17 protein-coding genes and 1 pseudogene are annotated in these 18,140 nt (G+C 34.3%); 14 read left to right on the top strand and 4 right to left on the bottom strand.

Going from position 1 to position 18,140, the window contains the following annotated elements:
- Positions 1 to 740: 740 nt before the first annotated feature.
- Positions 741 to 1,376 carry an RpiB/LacA/LacB family sugar-phosphate isomerase gene (locus tag H3T80_RS09105; RefSeq protein ID WP_110446869.1) on the bottom strand — a complete coding sequence of 212 codons (636 nt, stop codon included), beginning with the start codon at positions 1,374 to 1,376 and terminating at the stop codon, positions 741 to 743.
- A 250-nt stretch (positions 1,377 to 1,626) separates the two neighbouring features.
- On the opposite strand from H3T80_RS09105, the gene H3T80_RS09100 reads away from it, so the two are divergent.
- The 4 genes from H3T80_RS09100 to kdgR all read left to right on the top strand — a co-directional run bounded on the left by H3T80_RS09100 (position 1,627) and on the right by kdgR (position 4,971).
- Complete coding sequence (locus H3T80_RS09100; RefSeq protein WP_110446870.1) at positions 1,627 to 2,799, top strand: oligogalacturonate lyase family protein; 1,173 nt, start codon at positions 1,627 to 1,629, stop codon at positions 2,797 to 2,799.
- A gap of 49 nt (positions 2,800 to 2,848) precedes the next feature.
- Positions 2,849 to 3,643: a gluconate 5-dehydrogenase gene (locus tag H3T80_RS09095; protein ID WP_110446884.1), complete on the top strand. Its 795-nt coding sequence runs from the start codon at positions 2,849 to 2,851 to the stop codon at positions 3,641 to 3,643.
- Positions 3,644 to 3,738: 95 nt separating this feature from the next.
- Entirely contained in the window at positions 3,739 to 4,059 is a 321-nt protein-coding gene (locus tag H3T80_RS09090) for a cupin domain-containing protein (protein WP_110446871.1), read from the top strand.
- A gap of 117 nt (positions 4,060 to 4,176) precedes the next feature.
- Positions 4,177 to 4,971 carry a DNA-binding transcriptional regulator KdgR gene (gene kdgR / locus H3T80_RS09085; RefSeq protein WP_110446872.1) on the top strand — a complete coding sequence of 265 codons (795 nt, stop codon included), beginning with the start codon at positions 4,177 to 4,179 and terminating at the stop codon, positions 4,969 to 4,971.
- A 6-nt stretch (positions 4,972 to 4,977) separates the two neighbouring features.
- Here kdgR and H3T80_RS09080 read toward each other — a convergent pair whose 3' ends face one another.
- The 3 genes from H3T80_RS09080 to tusB form a co-directional block, all read right to left on the bottom strand.
- Entirely contained in the window at positions 4,978 to 6,084 is a 1,107-nt protein-coding gene (locus tag H3T80_RS09080; protein ID WP_198201480.1) for an anhydro-N-acetylmuramic acid kinase, read from the bottom strand.
- 4 nt (positions 6,085 to 6,088) lie between these two features.
- Positions 6,089 to 6,652: a Sua5/YciO/YrdC/YwlC family protein gene (locus H3T80_RS09075; RefSeq protein WP_198201479.1), complete on the bottom strand. Its 564-nt coding sequence runs from the start codon at positions 6,650 to 6,652 to the stop codon at positions 6,089 to 6,091.
- Positions 6,653 to 6,806: 154 nt separating this feature from the next.
- Entirely contained in the window at positions 6,807 to 7,088 is a 282-nt protein-coding gene (tusB, locus tag H3T80_RS09070) for a sulfurtransferase complex subunit TusB (RefSeq protein WP_110446875.1), read from the bottom strand.
- Positions 7,089 to 7,233: 145 nt separating this feature from the next.
- Here tusB and tsaE point away from each other — a divergent pair, with 145 nt between their 5' ends.
- The 10 genes and pseudogenes from tsaE to purT all read left to right on the top strand — a co-directional run bounded on the left by tsaE (position 7,234) and on the right by purT (position 17,938).
- On the top strand, positions 7,234 to 7,707 hold the full coding sequence (gene tsaE, locus H3T80_RS09065; protein ID WP_198201478.1) for a tRNA (adenosine(37)-N6)-threonylcarbamoyltransferase complex ATPase subunit type 1 TsaE: 474 nt from the start codon (positions 7,234 to 7,236) through the stop codon (positions 7,705 to 7,707).
- A gap of 59 nt (positions 7,708 to 7,766) precedes the next feature.
- Positions 7,767 to 8,471: pseudogene (locus H3T80_RS09060) on the top strand (N-acetylmuramoyl-L-alanine amidase); the annotation flags it as partial.
- Between the two features lie 20 nt (positions 8,472 to 8,491).
- Positions 8,492 to 10,351 carry a DNA mismatch repair endonuclease MutL gene (gene mutL, locus H3T80_RS09055; protein WP_198201477.1) on the top strand — a complete coding sequence of 620 codons (1,860 nt, stop codon included), beginning with the start codon at positions 8,492 to 8,494 and terminating at the stop codon, positions 10,349 to 10,351.
- On the top strand, positions 10,348 to 11,259 hold the full coding sequence (miaA, locus tag H3T80_RS09050) for a tRNA (adenosine(37)-N6)-dimethylallyltransferase MiaA (RefSeq protein ID WP_198201476.1): 912 nt from the start codon (positions 10,348 to 10,350) through the stop codon (positions 11,257 to 11,259). The genes mutL and miaA overlap by 4 nt, the downstream gene beginning before the upstream one ends.
- A gap of 317 nt (positions 11,260 to 11,576) precedes the next feature.
- The gene (hfq, locus tag H3T80_RS09045; protein WP_065555596.1) at positions 11,577 to 11,822 is read left to right on the top strand and encodes an RNA chaperone Hfq; all 246 of its coding nucleotides are present in this window, start codon (positions 11,577 to 11,579) and stop codon (positions 11,820 to 11,822) included.
- Positions 11,823 to 11,843: 21 nt separating this feature from the next.
- Positions 11,844 to 13,139 carry a ribosome rescue GTPase HflX gene (gene hflX, locus H3T80_RS09040; protein ID WP_198201475.1) on the top strand — a complete coding sequence of 432 codons (1,296 nt, stop codon included), beginning with the start codon at positions 11,844 to 11,846 and terminating at the stop codon, positions 13,137 to 13,139.
- Between the two features lie 23 nt (positions 13,140 to 13,162).
- Complete coding sequence (gene hflK, locus H3T80_RS09035) at positions 13,163 to 14,374, top strand: FtsH protease activity modulator HflK (RefSeq protein WP_110446880.1); 1,212 nt, start codon at positions 13,163 to 13,165, stop codon at positions 14,372 to 14,374.
- 14 nt (positions 14,375 to 14,388) lie between these two features.
- Positions 14,389 to 15,348: a protease modulator HflC gene (gene hflC, locus H3T80_RS09030; protein ID WP_198201474.1), complete on the top strand. Its 960-nt coding sequence runs from the start codon at positions 14,389 to 14,391 to the stop codon at positions 15,346 to 15,348.
- Positions 15,349 to 15,367: 19 nt separating this feature from the next.
- On the top strand, positions 15,368 to 16,666 hold the full coding sequence (locus H3T80_RS09025; protein WP_198201473.1) for an adenylosuccinate synthase: 1,299 nt from the start codon (positions 15,368 to 15,370) through the stop codon (positions 16,664 to 16,666).
- A 90-nt stretch (positions 16,667 to 16,756) separates the two neighbouring features.
- Positions 16,757 to 17,938, top strand: coding sequence for a formate-dependent phosphoribosylglycinamide formyltransferase (gene purT, locus H3T80_RS09020; protein WP_198201472.1), 1,182 nt, complete (start codon positions 16,757 to 16,759; stop codon positions 17,936 to 17,938).
- The last annotated feature ends 202 nt before the right edge of the window (positions 17,939 to 18,140 follow it).

Below are 18,140 nucleotides of genomic sequence, written 5' to 3'. Positions count from 1 at the left end.
TTATTTAATTTGAAAAGTTAATATGTTGATATTATTTTAAATTAAATTGATAAATATCATAGTGTTATTGTTTTTCTGAAATTGTTTTCTGAAATTGTGATCTTATTAACAGAAAATATTAAAAAAATACCGCTTTTAATGTTTCTATCCACCTTTCCTATCTATTCTTTTGCGGGTTCAGATCAAACAACCTTTCAATATGAACATAACTGGAAATCAATGGATCGAATTCTTCGTGGTATTATTAAGTTAATTTATTAATACTTTGTATTAGTTGGCAAGCCGCAATAAAAGATTCATTTGGATCACAGATTAAAAGTAAAGATTTTAAATCTGTGACCAGCAGTGAATTATGGAAAGACAATGTTGATTTTAAAATAACTCGTGATCAAAATGGTAATATAGTCTTACCAAAAGAGTTAAAAATCTTAATTGAAAAGAATAAAGCTAAATAATTAAAGAGTTATCAATCTATAAGAACGCTAAGTCTAATAATCAGATTTAGCGTTTTTATTCTTTTTATTATCAATTCAATTTTACTTATTTCTATTCGTCAGTTAGTTTTTAATCTTGTTCAATAAGCTATTATTAATAAGGATATTTAAGTTTATTGCTAACCTTAGCTTAAATATTAATTTAATTGTTATGAAGAAATGTAGAAATAAAAAAGTGTCATTTCATCAATTGAGTTGAAATGACACTGACATTATAGGATGTAGTAACTAATTAATTAATATCAATTAAGCTAATAGGCTTTTGATATAAGCTGTTATTTCAGGATCTTGGCTGTTTTCAAATAAACATTTTTGGAAACGTTCGCCTTTGATTGCATCTTTAAGTAATGATTGATCAATTGATTTCAATGCTTCGATTAAACTTTTTCCTGCAGCATTTTTCATATCATTTAAAATTACCGCATTAGCATTTTGAGATTCTCGGCGTTCAGGTGGATAACCTAAACCTTTTTCACCATCAAATGCTTTTTCAAAAATATAACGAGCATTAAGTTCTGCACCCCAACCAAAGCCTTTAGCAAAAGCAAGTGATAATGCATTACCATTATTCACTTGTGCAAATAAATAAGCATCAGTAGGTTCGATACAATAACCACAATTAACACCAGGAAATGCATTTAATGCCATTAATGCGCCTTGGCCTGTGCCACATCCGGTGATAACAAAATCAACTGCTTTACTGTTTAATAAAATAGCGCTAATTATACCTAAATGAACATAAGTTAATTTTTTATCATTGTCGCCATCCATGCCAACATTAAAAACAGTATGTCCATATTTCTCAGTTGCATTTTTTAATTCATTTAAAATAATTGGATTTTTAGCTGCTTGGCTAAACTCGTTCATTAGTGCTATTTTCATGATTTCCCTCTATTTTCATTGAAATAATAACAAACCATCTAACAATTTTGTCATTTGTTATTAGTACTTACGCTTTAATTATAAGCTCGCAAAAAAATATATCAATTTTTTTAACTAAAATAAAACGATGTTTTAATAAATTTATTGCAATGTGATGAAAGTCACAAAACCATCATAGTTTTTATATTACTATATTTAACAAATCATAATATTTTGAACTTTTTATTATACTTATATTCAGGGAGTTTATATGGCTAAGGGAAATATCGTAAAGCTATCATATTCATCATTTACTGATGAAGATTCAAAAAATGAAATTATCCGGTTAACGCCAGAAGGTGTTTTATGCCATCGTAACTATTTTTATCAAAAATGCTTTACCAATGATGGTCAAAAGTTACTCTTTGCCGGTGAATTTGACTCTAATCGCAACTACTATTTGCTTGATATTGAAAATCAAACAGCAAAACAACTTACTGAAGGACCTGGCGATAATACCTTTGGTGGTTTTTTATCACCAGATGATAAATTTTTATACTATGTCAAAAATGAACGTAACTTACAACAAGTCAATCTTGAAACTTTAGAAGAAAAAAATGTTTATACAGTACCCGATGAATGGGTTGGTTATGGTACATGGGTTGCTAATAGCGATTGTAATGAAATTGTTGGCATTGAAATTGATAAAAAAGATTGGACACCACTCACTGACTGGACAATATTTAAAGCGTTTTACGATAAAAACCCACACTGCCGTTTAATCAAAATTGATATTGAAACTGGTGTTGCTAAAACGGTTATTGATCAAAATGTATGGTTGGGCCATCCAATCTTTAGACCTTTTGATGATAAAACTATCGCATTTTGTCATGAAGGGCCGCATGATTTAGTTGATGCACGAATTTGGTTAGTTGATCGTGATGGTAAAAATGAACGAAAAGCTCATGATAATTTACCTGGTGAAAGTTGTACGCATGAGTTTTGGGTACCAGATGGTTCAGGATTAGCTTATGTATCTTATATGAAAGGACAACAAGAGCGCTATATTCGTCTTTATAACCCAGTAACCAATGAAGATAAAGAGATTATGGAAATGCCTGCCTGTTCACATTTAATGAGCAATTTTGATGGCACGCTTTATATCGGTGATGGAACAGGAAGCCCTGTTGATGTTATTGATACTAGTGGTTATAAAATTGAAAATGATCCATGGCTTTATATTTTAGCGCCTAAAACCAAAACAGCACATAAACTCGTTAAACATAATAGTACATGGCGAGTTTTAGATGGTGACCGTCAAGTTACTCACCCTCATCCATCGTTTTCACCTGATAATAAATACGTTTTATATTCTTGTGATGCACAAGATGAACCTGCACTTTATTTAACCAAAGTGCCAGCTAACATATTAGAAGAAATGTGATAGAGCGATTTTGTCTGTCACAACTATAACGGAGAATATAATTATGTCGATTTTAAATAAATTTTCACTCAACAATAAAATAGCGCTGGTTACCGGCGCTTCTTATGGTATCGGTTTTGAAATAGCAAAATCATTAGCTGGTGCCGGAGCGAAAATCGTATTTAATGATGTGGTACCTGAAAATTTACAAAAAGGTCTTGAAGCTTATAAAGAAGCAGGCATTGATGCACATGGCTATTTATTTGATATAACCGATGAAGCTGCGGTTGAAAAATCAATTGCGCAAATTGAAAAAGAACATGGTGTGATTGATATTTTAGTGAATAATGCCGGCATTATTCAACGCAAATCAATGCTTGAAACAAGTGCTGCCGATTATCGAAAAATTATCGATATTGATCTTACAGGTCAATTCATTATGGCAAAAGCAGTGCTTCCTTCCATGATCAAAAAAGGCAGTGGTAAAATTATTAACATCTGCTCAATGATGAGTGAGCTTGGCCGTGAAACCGTTGTTGGTTATGCATCAGCTAAGGGCGGCTTAAAAATGTTAACTAAAAATATTTGTTCTGAATTTGGTCATGCCAATATTCAATGTAATGGTATTGGTCCTGGTTATATTGCAACTCCACAAACGGCACCATTACGCGAAAAACAGGCTGATGGTTCTCGTCATCCTTTTGATCAGTTTATTATTGCTAAAACACCAGCTGGACGCTGGGGAACTCCAGATGATTTAGCGGGTGCAGCAGTATTTTTAGCATCGGAAGCTTCAAACTTTGTAAATGGTCATATTCTTTATGTTGATGGTGGTATCTTAGCCTATATTGGTAAACAACCTTAATGCCATAACATTGAAAATTAATTGATTTAAGAGATAATAAATTAAAGGGAAGTTTTTATTATCTCTGTTTATTTTATAAATTTAGGAGTAATGCGATGTTTTGTTTTAATTCAGATATTGAATTAATTGATTTAGGAAATGGTGTTAAACGTAAAGTTTTAGCTCATGATGGTAATATGATGGCTGTTGAAGTTCATTTTGAAACTGGCGCTATTGGAGCCATGCATCATCACCCACATGAACAATTAACTTATGTTTTATCGGGTGAATTTGAATTTACTATTGGCACTGAGACCAAAATTGTTCGTGCTGGTGATACTTTGTATAAAAAACCAAATATTGAACATGGTTGTATTTGTAAACAAGCTGGTGTGCTACTTGATATGTTTACTCCGCAGAGATTGGACTTTTTATAAAATAGCTAGTAACTAGTCATTATTAATTATGATATACTTTCGATAATTTTGTGTTGTTCTAATTGATCATTAAATAATAGAATAATGACTATTTTTTAGTAAGGAGATGTGCTAATCATGAATGATAGCTCACCAGAATCGGTTGCTTCGGTTTTAAAAGTTTTCGGAATTTTAGAAGCTTTATCTGAATCTAAAGACATTGCTATTTCGGAATTATCGCAAAAAGTAATGATGCCAAAAAGCACTGCTTATCGCTTTTTACAAACCATGAAATCATTAGGTTATGTTAATCAAGAAGAAGATTCAGATAAATATTCTCTTAATTTAAAATTACTTGATTTAGGTAATCGAGTTCTTTATCACCAAAACTTTTTGGCTATTGCTGATTTAGAAATGAGAAAGCTAAGGGACAAAACGAAAGAAACAATCCATTTAGCTGTTCGTGAAGGTGATCAAATTATCTATATTAATAAAGTGGCATCAGAACAATATAGTCTTTGTTTGACATCTAAAATAGGTAATCAAGCGACGGTTCATGCTAGCGGTCTAGGTAAAGTTTTATTGGCATGGTTAGATGATGAAAGCAAAAAAAGCTTAATAAACAACATCGATTTTGTTCAATATACAGCTAACACCATTACTAATAAAGACGCATTTTTAGCTGAACTTGATGAAGTAAAACGTGTTGGTTATGGTAAAGATGATGAAGAGTCTGAACTAGGTTTACGTTGCTTTGCTGTACCAATTTACAATCGTTTAGGTAATATTATTGCTGCTTTAAGTTTATCAACTTCTATCTTTAGATGTAGTACAGCTGAAGATGAAGCTAATTTAGTCAGTGAAATTAGCCAATGTGCAGCTAAAATATCTGAATTAATTGGTTATGTTAAGCAATCAAAATCAACGGACTAAAGGTGGTTATTGATAAATAACCCCTAAACATACAGATTGGCTTGCTCCAGTAACTTCTGGAATATTAGAAGGAATATTATTCATTCTACAATAAGCAAGCCAAGCAAAAGCGATCGCTTCCATATCATCACTGTTTACTCCTTTTTTATCTGTAGCAGAAACTTGCCATTTCGGTAGTAATGCTGATAATTGTTGCATAATAAGTGGATTTTTGGCGCCACCACCACAGACTAATAACTGGCATGGCAAGTTATTTTTTATCGGTAATTTATCAATTTCATTGGCAATTGTAATGGCGGTAAATTCAACCAATGTCGCTTGAATATCTTGGCCATTTAAAGCAAAGTCAGTTAATTTTTGCATCAGCCAAGCTAAATTAAATAATTCTCTGCCAGTACTTTTTGGCGCTGGTAATTGGAAATAATCTTCATTACATAACGCACTTAATAAGTTTTGATTTACTTTACCTGATTTTGCCCATAAACCATCTTTATCATAGCTTGTTCCGAGGCTTTTATTTATCCAGCCATCAAGTAATACATTACCAGGGCCGGTATCGTAGCCAATTACTGGTTGGTCAGGTATTAACACAGAAATATTACTGATACCGCCAATATTTAAGACTACACAGTTAATTGCCGAGTTTAAAAATATTGCTTTATGAAAAGCAGGAACTAATGGCGCACCTTGACCTCCATAAGCCATATCTTTACGACGAAAATCTGCAATAGTCGTAATACCTGTTTGGGCGGCGATGATATTGGCATCACCTATTTGCATGGTAAATGGATTATCACCATTCGGCGAATGATAAATAGTCTGTCCATGACAGCCAATCGCTTTAACTTGTTTGTTATCAATATTATTTTGTTTTATAAATTGATTAATACTTTTAGCGTAAAGTATGCCAAGTTGATGATCAAGTTCGCCTAAATCTTGTAATGTTGTTTGTTTGCTATTACAAAGCGTTAATAATCGAGTTTTAATTTCGTTTGGCATTGGATAACAATCACTAGCAATAGCGGTAATTTTTCCATTGCTGATATCAACTAATGCGATATCTACTCCATCCATACTGGTACCCGACATGACACCAATATATAAATTTTGCATAATATTACCCCTGCCGAATGATAGTGCCAGTTTGCACATCGCGAATGATTGATGGTTGTGAACGATTGCCTGTTTGACCAGCTAAAATGGGGAAATTATTACCGAATTGGTTCGCCACTTCTAACGCTGTTTTACAAGCTGGATGGCCAGAAAGGTTGGCACTGGTTGAAACTAATGGCTTAGCAAATAAATCACACAATTTACAAACTAAAGGATGATTGGTAACACGAACAGCAATGGACTGATATTTTCCACTTAAAAAATCAGGGGTATTAGCATTCTTGGGAAAAATCCAAGTATTTGGTCCTGGCCAACTGTTAAACGCCATTTGTATCTGTTCTTTCGTTACTGCCGATTGATCAATATAAGGGATCAGTTGTTGATAATGACTGGCAATTAAAATCAATCCTTTATCAACTGAACGTTGTTTTAGATTTAACAGTTTATACACTGCTGATTCACTGTCAGGATCACAACCTAAACCAAAAACGGCTTCAGTTGGATAAGCAACAACTTCACCTTTTTGTAACAGTTGATTAATTTCTAGTAGAGTTAATAAGTTTGCCATCAAATTTTTATGTTTACCCAATATCATTAAAATTTATATTAAACTGAGGTAAGACTATTTGCAAATTGGCAACAAAAGAATTAATAATGTTATTACAATGAATATCGCTTATTTGCTGTGATAGATAAATTAGCATTTATCGAAAATAGCAAAATTATTCCCAATTCATTTGCGGAAAATAGTTAACTGTTAAATCAATAACCTGTTGCAGGTTGATAATTTTAACTCTTGAATCGATTAAGTCGCCTAAGCCTCGAGCATTAATGTCGTTATCAAGTACATAACAATGATGGGTGTTTTGCAAAATAGCATTTAATGTAGAGTTATCTTGACAACACATAATTACACCATTTTGCCAAAATAGTACGGCATCTTGCGCTGAAATTAACGTTGGATCGATTGTTGATTGGTTCGGTGTTGCAATGGTATGTAACATTTTTCCTCTTTTAGCGTTAAATTTACCCTCAAAAAACCCCGTTCCTCAAAATTTTTTTGGTAAAAATTCAACTTAATCTTAGTTGGTACATCTTTAATGGTTATTAGTATATAATAAGGGCTATTTATTGAGCAAAGAATTCGTTATGAAACCCATTATTTTAGCTAACGAGCAAGAGACAATATTGTTTGGTAAACAGTTGGCAAAACAGTGTTTAAATTATTTATCTAATCATGATAGTACAATTGTCATTTATCTGATTGGTGATCTTGGCGCTGGTAAAACCACTTTTAGTCGTGGTTTTTTGCAACAATTAGGTCATCAAGGTAATGTTAAAAGTCCAACTTATACATTAGTTGAACCTTATCAATTTGATACATTTTCAGTTTATCATTTTGACTTATATCGCCTTGGTGATCCAGAAGAGTTAGAATTTATGGGCATTCGCGAATATTTTTCCTCAAGATCTATTTGTTTAATTGAATGGCCTATGCAGGCAAGAGGTATGTTACCTGCTGCCGATATTGAAATTCATTTGGCATATTTAGCGCTTGAACGTACGGTTTGTGTGCAAGCTAATAGTGAAAAAGGTCGAGCTATTATCAACCCATTACTATAAAAATTAGTGAAAAAACAATGAAGAAAATATTAACTTTTTTTATATTATTACTACTATGTAGTTCAGCTTATGCTGCAAAAGTTGTTATTGCCGTCGATGCTGGACATGGTGGTAAGGATTCTGGTGCTGTTGGTAAGAATAAGTTATATGAAAAAAATGTAACTTTATCGATAGCTAAAAAATTAACTAATTTATTAAATAAAGATCCTAATTTTAAAGGGGTATTAACCCGTAATACCGACAATTTTATTTCAGTCCCTCAGCGTTCTGATATTGCGCGTAAAAATAAAGCGAACTTGCTAATTTCTATCCATGCTGATGCCGCACCGAATCGTAATGCTTCTGGTGCATCAATTTGGGTATTATCTACCAAACGAGCTGATACTGAATTGGGTCGTTGGTTGGAACAAGATGAAAAACAGTCACAGTTATTAGGTGGCGCTGGTGATGCATTAAGTGATGATCACGACCAAAATTTAAGCCAAGCAGTACTCGATTTACAATTCTCTTATTCGCAGCGTGTTGGTTATGAACTTGCTACTCAGGTTTTAAAAGAGATGAAAGGTGTTATTAAATTGCATAAAGGTGTACCTGAACATGCTAGTTTAGGCGTATTACGTTCACCTGATATCCCTTCAATATTGATTGAGGTTGGATTTATTACTAATCAAGCTGAAGAAAGTTTGTTGGCTAGTAATGCTCATCAAGACAAGATCGCTAAACTGATTTATCAAGGCATAAAAAATTATGTCAAAAAAAATCCTAATTTTGGAGAACAGCATTAATGGCAATTCAAATTCTATCACCTCAACTAGCGAATCAAATTGCTGCTGGTGAAGTGGTAGAACGACCTGTATCGGTAATTAAAGAGTTAGTTGAAAACAGCCTTGATGCAGGTAGTACACAAATTGATATCGACATTGAACAAGGCGGTAGTAAATTAATTCGCATCCGTGATAATGGTGGTGGTATTGCTAAAAGCGAATTAGCATTAGCTTTAGCACGTCATGCGACTAGTAAAATTAGCTCGTTGGATGATTTAGATACCATAATGAGCCTAGGTTTTCGTGGTGAAGCGCTAGCCAGTATTAGTTCTGTTGCTAGGTTAACTTTAACGTCACGTACTGCCGATCAATCTGAGGCATGGCAAGTTTATGCTGAAGGTCGAGATATGAAACCAACCATTAAACCTGCGGCACATCCTGTTGGTACTTCGGTTGAAGTTCTGGACTTATTTTATAACACCCCTGCTCGGCGTCGTTTTCTAAAGACCGAAAAAACTGAATTTATGCATATTGAAGAATTTGTTAGGCGTATAGCTCTGGCTCGGCCTGATGTCACTTTCAATCTGCAACATAATGGAAAACTAATTAAACAGTATCGAGCATCTGCACTTGAAAAACGCGTTGAATTAGTTTGTGGACGTACATTTGTACAAAAAGCAGTAAAATTAGATTGGCAACATGATGATTTGTTAATTCAAGGGTGGGTAGCAAGTAATGAAATTAGTGATCTGCAATATTTTTATGTTAATGGTCGAGTAATAAAAGATAAATTAATTAATCATGCGCTGCGCCAAGCTTATATTAGTCGAACTAATGAACAACAAAGTTATGTGGTTTTTCTACAAATCGATCCCAAACAGGTTGATGTTAATGTTCATCCAGCTAAACACGAAGTGCGTTTTCATGAAGCAAGATTAGTACATGATTTTGTTTATCAAGCTATTGTTATGGCTCTCGAATCAAACCAACAGCTTACCGATGATGAAAAAGTGGTAATAACACCAAATCGACAAGCTGCTGGTGAAAATATTTTTAATCAAAAAATAGCTACGGAGCCTAAAGGCTATTCTGCGACTAACATATTACCCAAAAAACCGATTAATCATGTTAAAGAAAATGTAATTTATGGTCAGTTAATCGATACTAAAGCAAGCTTTGAAATTGAAAAGACGCAGTCTAATCAATTGCCATTAGCCGGTGATAATGGTTCAATAACTGCACCGCAACAAGCGGTTATTGAGACGCTGTTTCCTAAACGAAATGTACCATTACAATTACTGCAACAGCAACTTGATAGTTCTTCATTAGTACAGTTTGGTCGAGTATTAACCGTTATTCAACCTGATATCGCTTTACTTGAAAAATCGCAAGATTGTCAGCAAACATTTATGCTTATGAAGTTAAATATTGCTCAGCAAAAAGTAAAAGCAATAAAATTATTAACTCAAGAGTCAGAAAAATTACTGATTCCACTAACAATTTTAGTCAATCAAAAAGAACAACAGGTATTAAGTGATTATCGTCCGCAATTAAATTTTTTAGGATTTGATTTTTATATTGATAAAGCCAAATTACATTTGCATAATGTGCCGAAAATGTTACGAACCACTAATTGGCAACAATTATTACCAAGTCTAATTGCTTTTCTTTTATCTGATCAATCGGCTGTTATCGATCCTACGCAAATTGCGATATGGTTGGCAGAAAATAGTAGTGATAATTATGCGGAGAATTGGAGCGTAACGAAAGTTATTCAGTTATTAGCACAACTAGAACAGATAGATATTAATTTATTACAGCAAGATACATTTTTATATCCGATTGATCTTCAATCTTTATCACAATCAATTTTATCATGAATAAAGCAAAAATTATTTCATTAATGGGGCCTACTGCGTCCGGCAAGACGGCCTTTGCCATGGAACTTTATGACAAGTATCCGATTGATATTATTAGTGTTGATTCGGCACTTATTTATCGCGGTATGGATATCGGCAGTGCGAAACCCACTAAACAAGAGCAGCAAAAATATCCACATAAACTGATTGATATCTGTGATCCAGCTGAAAGTTACTCGGCAGCTAATTTTCGGCATGATGCGATTGAAGAAATTGAAAAATCGTTAAGTAATGGTCGAACACCATTACTAGTTGGCGGAACGATGCTGTATTTTAAAGCTTTAATTGAAGGACTTTCACCTCTTCCTGCTGCGGATAGTGAGATACGGCAGCAAATTGAGGAAAAAGCCAATAAATTAGGTTGGCAAGCGATTCATGAGGAGTTAAAGAAGGTTGATCCTGTGTCAGCTCAGCGAATTCATCCGAATGATCCGCAACGGCTTAATCGCGCATTAGAGGTTTATCTCATTTCTGGTAAAAGTTTAACCGAGCTTACTCAAGAAAGTGGCGAAGCATTACCTTATGACATCATGCAGCTAGCTATTATGCCGGAAGATAGAGCTGAGTTGCACCAGCGTATTGAGCAGCGTTTTTTACAAATGCTAGATCAAGGCTTTGAAGATGAAGTAAAAACACTTATGTTGCGATCTGATCTGCATACCAATCTACCTTCTATCCGTTGTGTTGGCTATCGTCAAATGTGGGAATATCTTAATGGTGATATCAGTTATGATGAGATGGTATTCAAGGGTATTTGTGCTACTCGTCAATTAGCGAAACGGCAAATTACTTGGCTTAGAGGTTGGAAACAACCGATAACATGGTTAAATCAAGATAACAAAGATACCGTTTTTAAGCATATTTTTTAAATTATAAATTGCAGCGATAGGTATTAGTGTTTTTTCTATTGATTATAATACTAAACAGAAATTTTTCATTTCGAAAGCCTTTCTAAATTTATGATATCTATCATGCGTATTTTTTTGTATAAATTTCGTTAATTTATTAAATTTTTAGTTATTTGTGCATAAATTGCAGTTGATTAGTTTAAGAGCTGGGTTTTTTATGTTATTTTGATACTTACTACATAAGTATGTTATGTTGCAATCGGATAGATCATCATTTTGATTGTAAATTTATTTTATCTTTATCTTTATATTTTTATTTCATCTTAAAGGATAAACTCATGTCAAAAGGGCAGTCATTACAAGATCCTTATTTGAATTTGCTTCGTCGCGAGCATATTCCAGTATCAATTTATCTTGTTAACGGTATTAAATTACAAGGACAAATTGAATCATTTGATCAGTTTGTTATTTTATTAAAAAATACTGTTAGTCAAATGGTATACAAACACGCAATCTCTACAGTTGTTCCTTCAAGACCTATTTCTGGTTTGGTGTCTCAACCTGAAGAGGAAAGCGAAAGCTAATTATTTGAGTGGAGAATGTGATTGTTTGAGCGATATAAAGGCGGCGAGTCCGCTTTATTAGTCCATGTATTCTTCCCTCAAGAAAGCGATATCGAGGATTTAAAAGAGTTTGAAGTGTTAGTTTCTTCAGCTCAAATTGAAATTCTCGATATTGTGACAACCTCAAGAAAGTCTCCGCAAGCTAAATATTTTATTGGTGAAGGAAAAGCGTTAGAAATCGCCGATAAAGTAAAAGAGCTGAATGCTTCAGTTATTCTAGTCAATCATACCTTAACCCCAACTCAAGAACGAAATTTAGAACAACTATGTGAATGTCGTGTAGTGGATAGAACAGGATTGATTCTGGATATTTTTGCTCAACGTGCTCGAACCCATGAAGGTAAGTTGCAAGTTGAATTAGCGCAATTACAATATCTGTCAACACGTTTAGTTCGAGGTTGGACTCACTTAGAACGTCAAAAAGGTGGTATAGGCTTACGAGGTCCTGGGGAAACTCAGCTAGAAACCGATAGACGATTAATTCGTCATCGTATTCAGTTAATCTTATCAAGACTTGCGAAAGTTGAAAAACAACGCAATCAAAATCGTCAATCTAGACAAAAAGCAGATTTATCAACGGTATCACTAGTTGGTTATACCAATGCTGGCAAATCGACACTATTTAATGCACTAACTAATGCTGATGTTTATGCTGCCGATCAATTATTTGCTACGCTGGATCCAACCTTAAGACGCATTATGGTTGACGATGTTGGCGAAGTAGTTTTAGCTGATACGGTTGGATTTATTCGTCATTTACCCCATGATCTGGTTGCTGCTTTTAAAGCGACTTTACTTGAAACACAAGAAGCATCATTGCTATTACATGTTGTTGATGCTGCTGATCCTAATTTATTAGATAACATTCAAGCTGTTGATGAAGTTTTACTTGAAATTGATGCCCATGATATTCCTACTTTGTTGGTAATGAATAAAATTGATTTAATGGAAGGTAAGCAACCAAGTATTGATCGTGATGAAAATGGCGTGCCAATTCGAGTTTGGATTTCAGCACAAAATAGTTTAGGATTAGATCTCTTATTTACTGCATTAAAAGAAAGGCTTGCCGGTAAGATTCAAGTTTGTCAATTAAACTTGCCTATCCATCTAGCAAAACTTAGAAGCCGTTTATATAAATTAAATGCGGTAGAACATGAAGTCATCAATGATGACGGTAGTTTTCTGCTAAATATAAGAATGCCTTTAATTGAATGGAATCGCCTCTGTAAACAAGAGCCAGATCTGTTATACTTAATCAATACGCAAAATAACAACTAATTGTTAAATGGAGCATATAAAATATGGCGTGGAATCAGCCCGGCAATAACGGACAAGATAACGACCCATGGGGAAATAATAAGAAACCTTCCAATTCAACTGGAGGGATATTTAACCAACTCAAAGATCTCTTTAAAAAAGGGAGTTCAGGTAATAATCGAGGACCTTCTGATATTAAGCTATCAATGAATAGTTCGAAAATTATTTTGGCAGTGATAGTTGTTCTTATCCTAATTTGGGCGGTAAGTGGTTTTTATACTATCAAACAAAATCAACGAGGTGTGATAACTCGTTTTGGGCAAGTTCAACCTGAAATTATTCAACCTGGTTTGAATTGGAATCCATCATTTATTGATAAAGTTTATAAAGTCGATACGCAAGGTACTTATAACTTCAATGTGCATGGCGATATCATTACAACAAGTGAAAAAGGTGAAAACTTAGTCTTTGTTGAAATGAACGTACAATATCGTATTAGTGATCCAGTTAAATACTTATTTAATGTGACTAATGTTGAAGATAGTTTACGTCAAGCTGCGGATAGTGCACTTAGGACTTCAGTAGGTAGTTCTAACATTGATGCTATCATTTCAGATGGTCGTTCAGATTTAGAAGATAGTACTAAAGATGAATTAATTAATGTTATTTCTCATTATGATATGGGGATTACTATTGTCGATCTTAACTTCCAAGTTGCTCGTCCACCTGTAGAAGTGCAAGATGCTTATGCAGATGCAATTAGAGCTCAGAATGATAGTGAACGCGAAATAAAACAAGCTAAAGCTGATAAAGTTCAATTAGTTCAGCAAGCAGAAGGTCGTTCGGCGACCATTTTGGCCGATGCAAATGCTTATAAAGTAAAAGTAGAATTAGAAGCAATTGGTGATGTTGCTCGGTTTGAAAAATTATTACCACAATATAAAGCTGCGCCCGAAATTACTAAAGATCGTTTATATATTGAAACGATGGAAAAAATATTAGCTAAAACGCAGAAAGTTATTGTTAATGATAAGAGTGGTAATTTATTAGTACTACCGTTAGAACAATTATTAAAAAATAAAAATGAGCAATCATCTGAATCAATCACAGCAAATTCAGACAGTGATTATAATATTAATCTGCCAAATCCTTTGGATGCAGAAAGTGCTCAACAAAATAGTATTGATGTGCAAAATCATAGCTCAACGACTAATAATAATTCTAATAATCGCACTAGACGGACTATGGGTCGATAAGGAGAAAAAAGAATATGCGAAAATTATTGATTCCTATAGTTTTAATTTTAATTGGCGTACTTTTTTCAAGTATCTATGTGATAGAAGAGGGTACTCGTGGTGTCGTTTTACGTTTTAATAAAATTATTGGTTTATCTGAACCTGGATTACATTTTAAAATGCCTCTAATCGATAGCGTTAAAACGATTGATGCTAAAATCCAAACTACCAATAGTTCAAATAATAATGAACAACGTTTTTTTAATGTACAAAAGAAAGAACTAATTGTGGACTATTTTGTGCAATGGAAAATTGTTGATTTTAACCGTTATTATGAAACTATTGCTGGTGGTAACGATGTTAACGACTTAATTTTGGCTCGGTTAAATGGTCGTTTACGTTCTGAGATTGGTAAATTAAGTAATCGAGATATCATTAATGATTCTAATGCCGATACCAAATCAAGAAATTCATTAATGGCGCGAGTTAAAGATTCGTTAAATGGTTCATCACAAGATGGTGAAGAAAATTTACCGATTGATAAATTAGTTACTGACGCGAAAAAAGATCCTGAAAACAGTAAAACCAGTTTAAGGGCTTTCGGTGTTGATGTAATTGACGTTCGAATTAAACAAATTAACTTCCCTGCTGAAGTCTCTGAATCGATTTATGCTAACATGAGAGCTGAACGTGAAGTTATTGCTCGTGACAAACGTTATGATGGTATCAAACAAGCTGAAGAAATAAGAGCTGAAGCTACATTTGAAAAAACCAAAATTATATCAGAAGCCGAACGTCAATCTCGCTCAATTCGCGGTGAAGGTGATGCTAATGCAGCTAAACTTTATGCTGACGCTTTTGGTAAAGATATTGAGTTTTTTAGCTTTATTCGTAGTTTAAAAGCTTATGAACAAAGCTTTACAGGTAATGATGTTATGGTCATTAGCCCTGATAGTGAATTTTTCCAATACATGAAATTAAAGTCTAACAAATAATACAATGAGTAAATAAACTATGAGTAATAATGTTGTTGTGCTAGGTACACAATGGGGTGATGAAGGCAAAGGTAAAGTTGTTGATTTACTCACAGAAAAAGCCAAATATGTAGTACGTTATCAAGGCGGACATAATGCCGGTCATACTTTAGTTATTAATGGTGAAAAAACAGTATTACATTTAATACCATCAGGTATTTTACGTAATGATGTCATAAGTATTATTGCTAATGGTGTTGTACTCTGCCCTGATGCACTTATGAAAGAGATGAAAGAGCTTGAAGATAACGGTATTCCGGTGAAAGAAAGGCTACTTATTTCAGAATCATGTCCGTTGATTTTGCCTTATCATATTGCATTAGACCAAGCACGAGAAAAAGCCCGAGGTAAAAATGCGATTGGTACGACTGGTCGCGGTATTGGCCCTGCATATGAAGATAAAGTTGCTCGTCGAGGATTGCGTGTTGGTGATTTACGTGACCGTCAGGCATTTGCTGAAAAATTAAAAGAAGTTATGGAATATCATAATTTCCATTTAGTCAATTACTATCAATCAGAAGCTGTTGATTATCAGAAAGTGCTTGATGACACATTAGCGATTGCTGATATTTTAGTGGCAATGATTGCAGATATTCCAGCACTACTTGAAAATGCACGCAAAAATGGCGACAGAATTATGTTTGAAGGTGCGCAAGGTACTTTACTCGATATCGATCATGGTACCTATCCTTATGTGACTTCTTCAAATACTACTGCCGGTGGCGTAGCAACAGGATCAGGATTTGGTCCTCGTTATGTTGGTTATGTATTAGGAATCGTTAAAGCTTATTCTACCCGTGTAGGAGCTGGCCCTTTTCCTACAGAATTGTTTGATGATGTTGGTGAATATCTCTGTAAGCAAGGTAACGAATTTGGTGCAACTACCGGTCGTCGTCGTCGTACCGGTTGGCTTGATGCTGTTGCGGTACGTAAAGCAGTGCAACTTAACTCTGTCTCAGGTTTTTGTTTAACTAAGCTAGATGTTTTAGATGGACTTAAAGAAGTCAAAATCTGTGTTGGTTATCAATTACCGAATGGTGATGTTATCCAAAATGCACCAGCGGCGGCTGAAGATTGGAGTTTAGTCAAACCAGTATATGAATCTATGCCTGGTTGGAGTGAGTCAACTTTTGGTGTCAAAAGTTATGACGCATTACCGGCAGCAGCTAAAGCCTATATTAAGCGAATTGAAGAATTAACTGAAACACCAATTGACATTATATCAACTGGACCGGATCGAAGTGAAACCATGATCTTACGTGATCCATATTCAGTCTAATTTTGCATACAGAAAATCGGGGTAATTATCCCGATTTTTTATTTTTTGCTTGTTAATAAAGTATAATCATTAAATCTCTAAGAGGATACTATGGCAAAAATAGGGACACCACTCTCATCAAGTGCTACCAAAGTATTACTTTGTGGTGCCGGTGAATTAGCCAAAGAAGTTGTTATTGAATTACAACGTTTTGGCTGCGAAGTTATTGCAGTTGATCGTTATGCCAATGCCCCCGCTATGCAAGTAGCCCATCGTTATCATATTATCAACATGCTAGATGGCAATGAGTTAAGAAAAATAATTGAAGCAGAAAAGCCTGATTATATTGTTCCTGAAATAGAAGCAATTGCTACTGACACCTTAGTAGAATTAGAAAAAGAAGGTTTTACTGTAATCCCTACTGCTAAAGCGACGCAATTAACGATGAATCGTGAAGGTATTCGTCGTCTTGCTGCTGAAGAACTTAAATTACCAACCTCTCCATATCGTTTTGCTGCAACTGAAAGTGAATATAAACTTGCGGTTAAAGAAATTGGTTTTCCTTGCTTAGTTAAACCGGTTATGAGTTCTTCTGGTAAAGGACAATCTTTATTAAGAAGTGACGCTGATATTGAATCTTCATGGAAATATGCTCAAGAAGGCGGTCGTGCCGGAAGTGGTAAAGTTATTATTGAAGGATTTGTTGACTTCGATTATGAAATAACGTTATTAACCGTTAGACATATTAATGGTGTTTCATATTGTCAGCCTATTGGTCATCGACAAGAAAATGGTGATTATCGAGAATCATGGCAACCTCAGCCGATGTCGGCAAATGCATTATCTTTAGCGAAAGATATTGCTACCAAAATAACTGAAGCTTTAGGTGGTTATGGATTATTTGGCGTTGAATTGTTTGTAAAAGGTGATCAAGTCTGGTTTAGCGAAGTATCTCCTCGACCGCATGATACCGGCATGGTAACATTAATATCGCAAAATCTTTCTGAGTTTGCATTACATGCTAGAGCAATTTTAGGGTTACCAATACCTTTAATAGAACAATATGGTGCTAGTGCATCAGCAGTATTAATTGCAAATGGTGATTCTGACACAGTTACATTCTCGAATTTAGATAAAGTATTAAGTGAAGCAGACACTGATCTACGTTTATTTGGTAAACCTGAAGTAAAAGGTATAAGAAGAATGGGTGTTGCATTAGCTAAAGCGCCAACTGTAGAAAAAGCGGTTGAAAAAGCTGTTAATGCTATTAAACAGCTAAAAATAACCTTTTAAATAGCCTTTTTGATTAAAAAGCAATCGGTTGAAGAAAAAAAAGCAAATTTTGTAAAATAGGGGTTGACGTAGGCAAGTGAAATGCGTAACATACGCAACCCTTGAGACAGCAAACTAAAACAAGAAATTGTGAAGTAAATTAAAAAGCTGTCAGCTCTTTAAAAAGAAGAAACAGACAATCTGTGTGGGCACTTGCGAGACG

The sequence above is a fragment of the Gilliamella sp. W8145 genome (assembly GCF_016101145.1).
GTDB lineage: Bacteria > Pseudomonadota > Gammaproteobacteria > Enterobacterales > Orbaceae > Gilliamella > Gilliamella apis_A.
This window is presented reverse-complemented; position numbering and strand designations above follow the sequence as displayed.

What these genes read in the sequence shown, in the direction of transcription:
- tusB (WP_110446875.1), bottom strand. Translation starts at nt 7,088, where the DNA reads ATGTTACATACCATTGCAACACCGAACCAATCAACAATCGATCCAACG.
- hflC (WP_198201474.1), top strand. Translation starts at nt 14,389, where the DNA reads ATGCGAAAATTATTGATTCCTATAGTTTTAATTTTAATTGGCGTACTT.
- hfq (WP_065555596.1), top strand. Translation starts at nt 11,577, where the DNA reads ATGTCAAAAGGGCAGTCATTACAAGATCCTTATTTGAATTTGCTTCGT.
- H3T80_RS09100 (WP_110446870.1), top strand. Translation starts at nt 1,627, where the DNA reads ATGGCTAAGGGAAATATCGTAAAGCTATCATATTCATCATTTACTGAT.
- H3T80_RS09075 (WP_198201479.1), bottom strand. Translation starts at nt 6,652, where the DNA reads ATGGCAAACTTATTAACTCTACTAGAAATTAATCAACTGTTACAAAAA.
- H3T80_RS09090 (WP_110446871.1), top strand. Translation starts at nt 3,739, where the DNA reads ATGTTTTGTTTTAATTCAGATATTGAATTAATTGATTTAGGAAATGGT.
- kdgR (WP_110446872.1), top strand. Translation starts at nt 4,177, where the DNA reads ATGAATGATAGCTCACCAGAATCGGTTGCTTCGGTTTTAAAAGTTTTC.
- purT (WP_198201472.1), top strand. Translation starts at nt 16,757, where the DNA reads ATGGCAAAAATAGGGACACCACTCTCATCAAGTGCTACCAAAGTATTA.
- tsaE (WP_198201478.1), top strand. Translation starts at nt 7,234, where the DNA reads ATGAAACCCATTATTTTAGCTAACGAGCAAGAGACAATATTGTTTGGT.
- H3T80_RS09105 (WP_110446869.1), bottom strand. Translation starts at nt 1,376, where the DNA reads ATGAAAATAGCACTAATGAACGAGTTTAGCCAAGCAGCTAAAAATCCA.
- H3T80_RS09080 (WP_198201480.1), bottom strand. Translation starts at nt 6,084, where the DNA reads ATGCAAAATTTATATATTGGTGTCATGTCGGGTACCAGTATGGATGGA.
- hflK (WP_110446880.1), top strand. Translation starts at nt 13,163, where the DNA reads ATGGCGTGGAATCAGCCCGGCAATAACGGACAAGATAACGACCCATGG.
- miaA (WP_198201476.1), top strand. Translation starts at nt 10,348, where the DNA reads ATGAATAAAGCAAAAATTATTTCATTAATGGGGCCTACTGCGTCCGGC.
- H3T80_RS09025 (WP_198201473.1), top strand. Translation starts at nt 15,368, where the DNA reads ATGAGTAATAATGTTGTTGTGCTAGGTACACAATGGGGTGATGAAGGC.
- mutL (WP_198201477.1), top strand. Translation starts at nt 8,492, where the DNA reads ATGGCAATTCAAATTCTATCACCTCAACTAGCGAATCAAATTGCTGCT.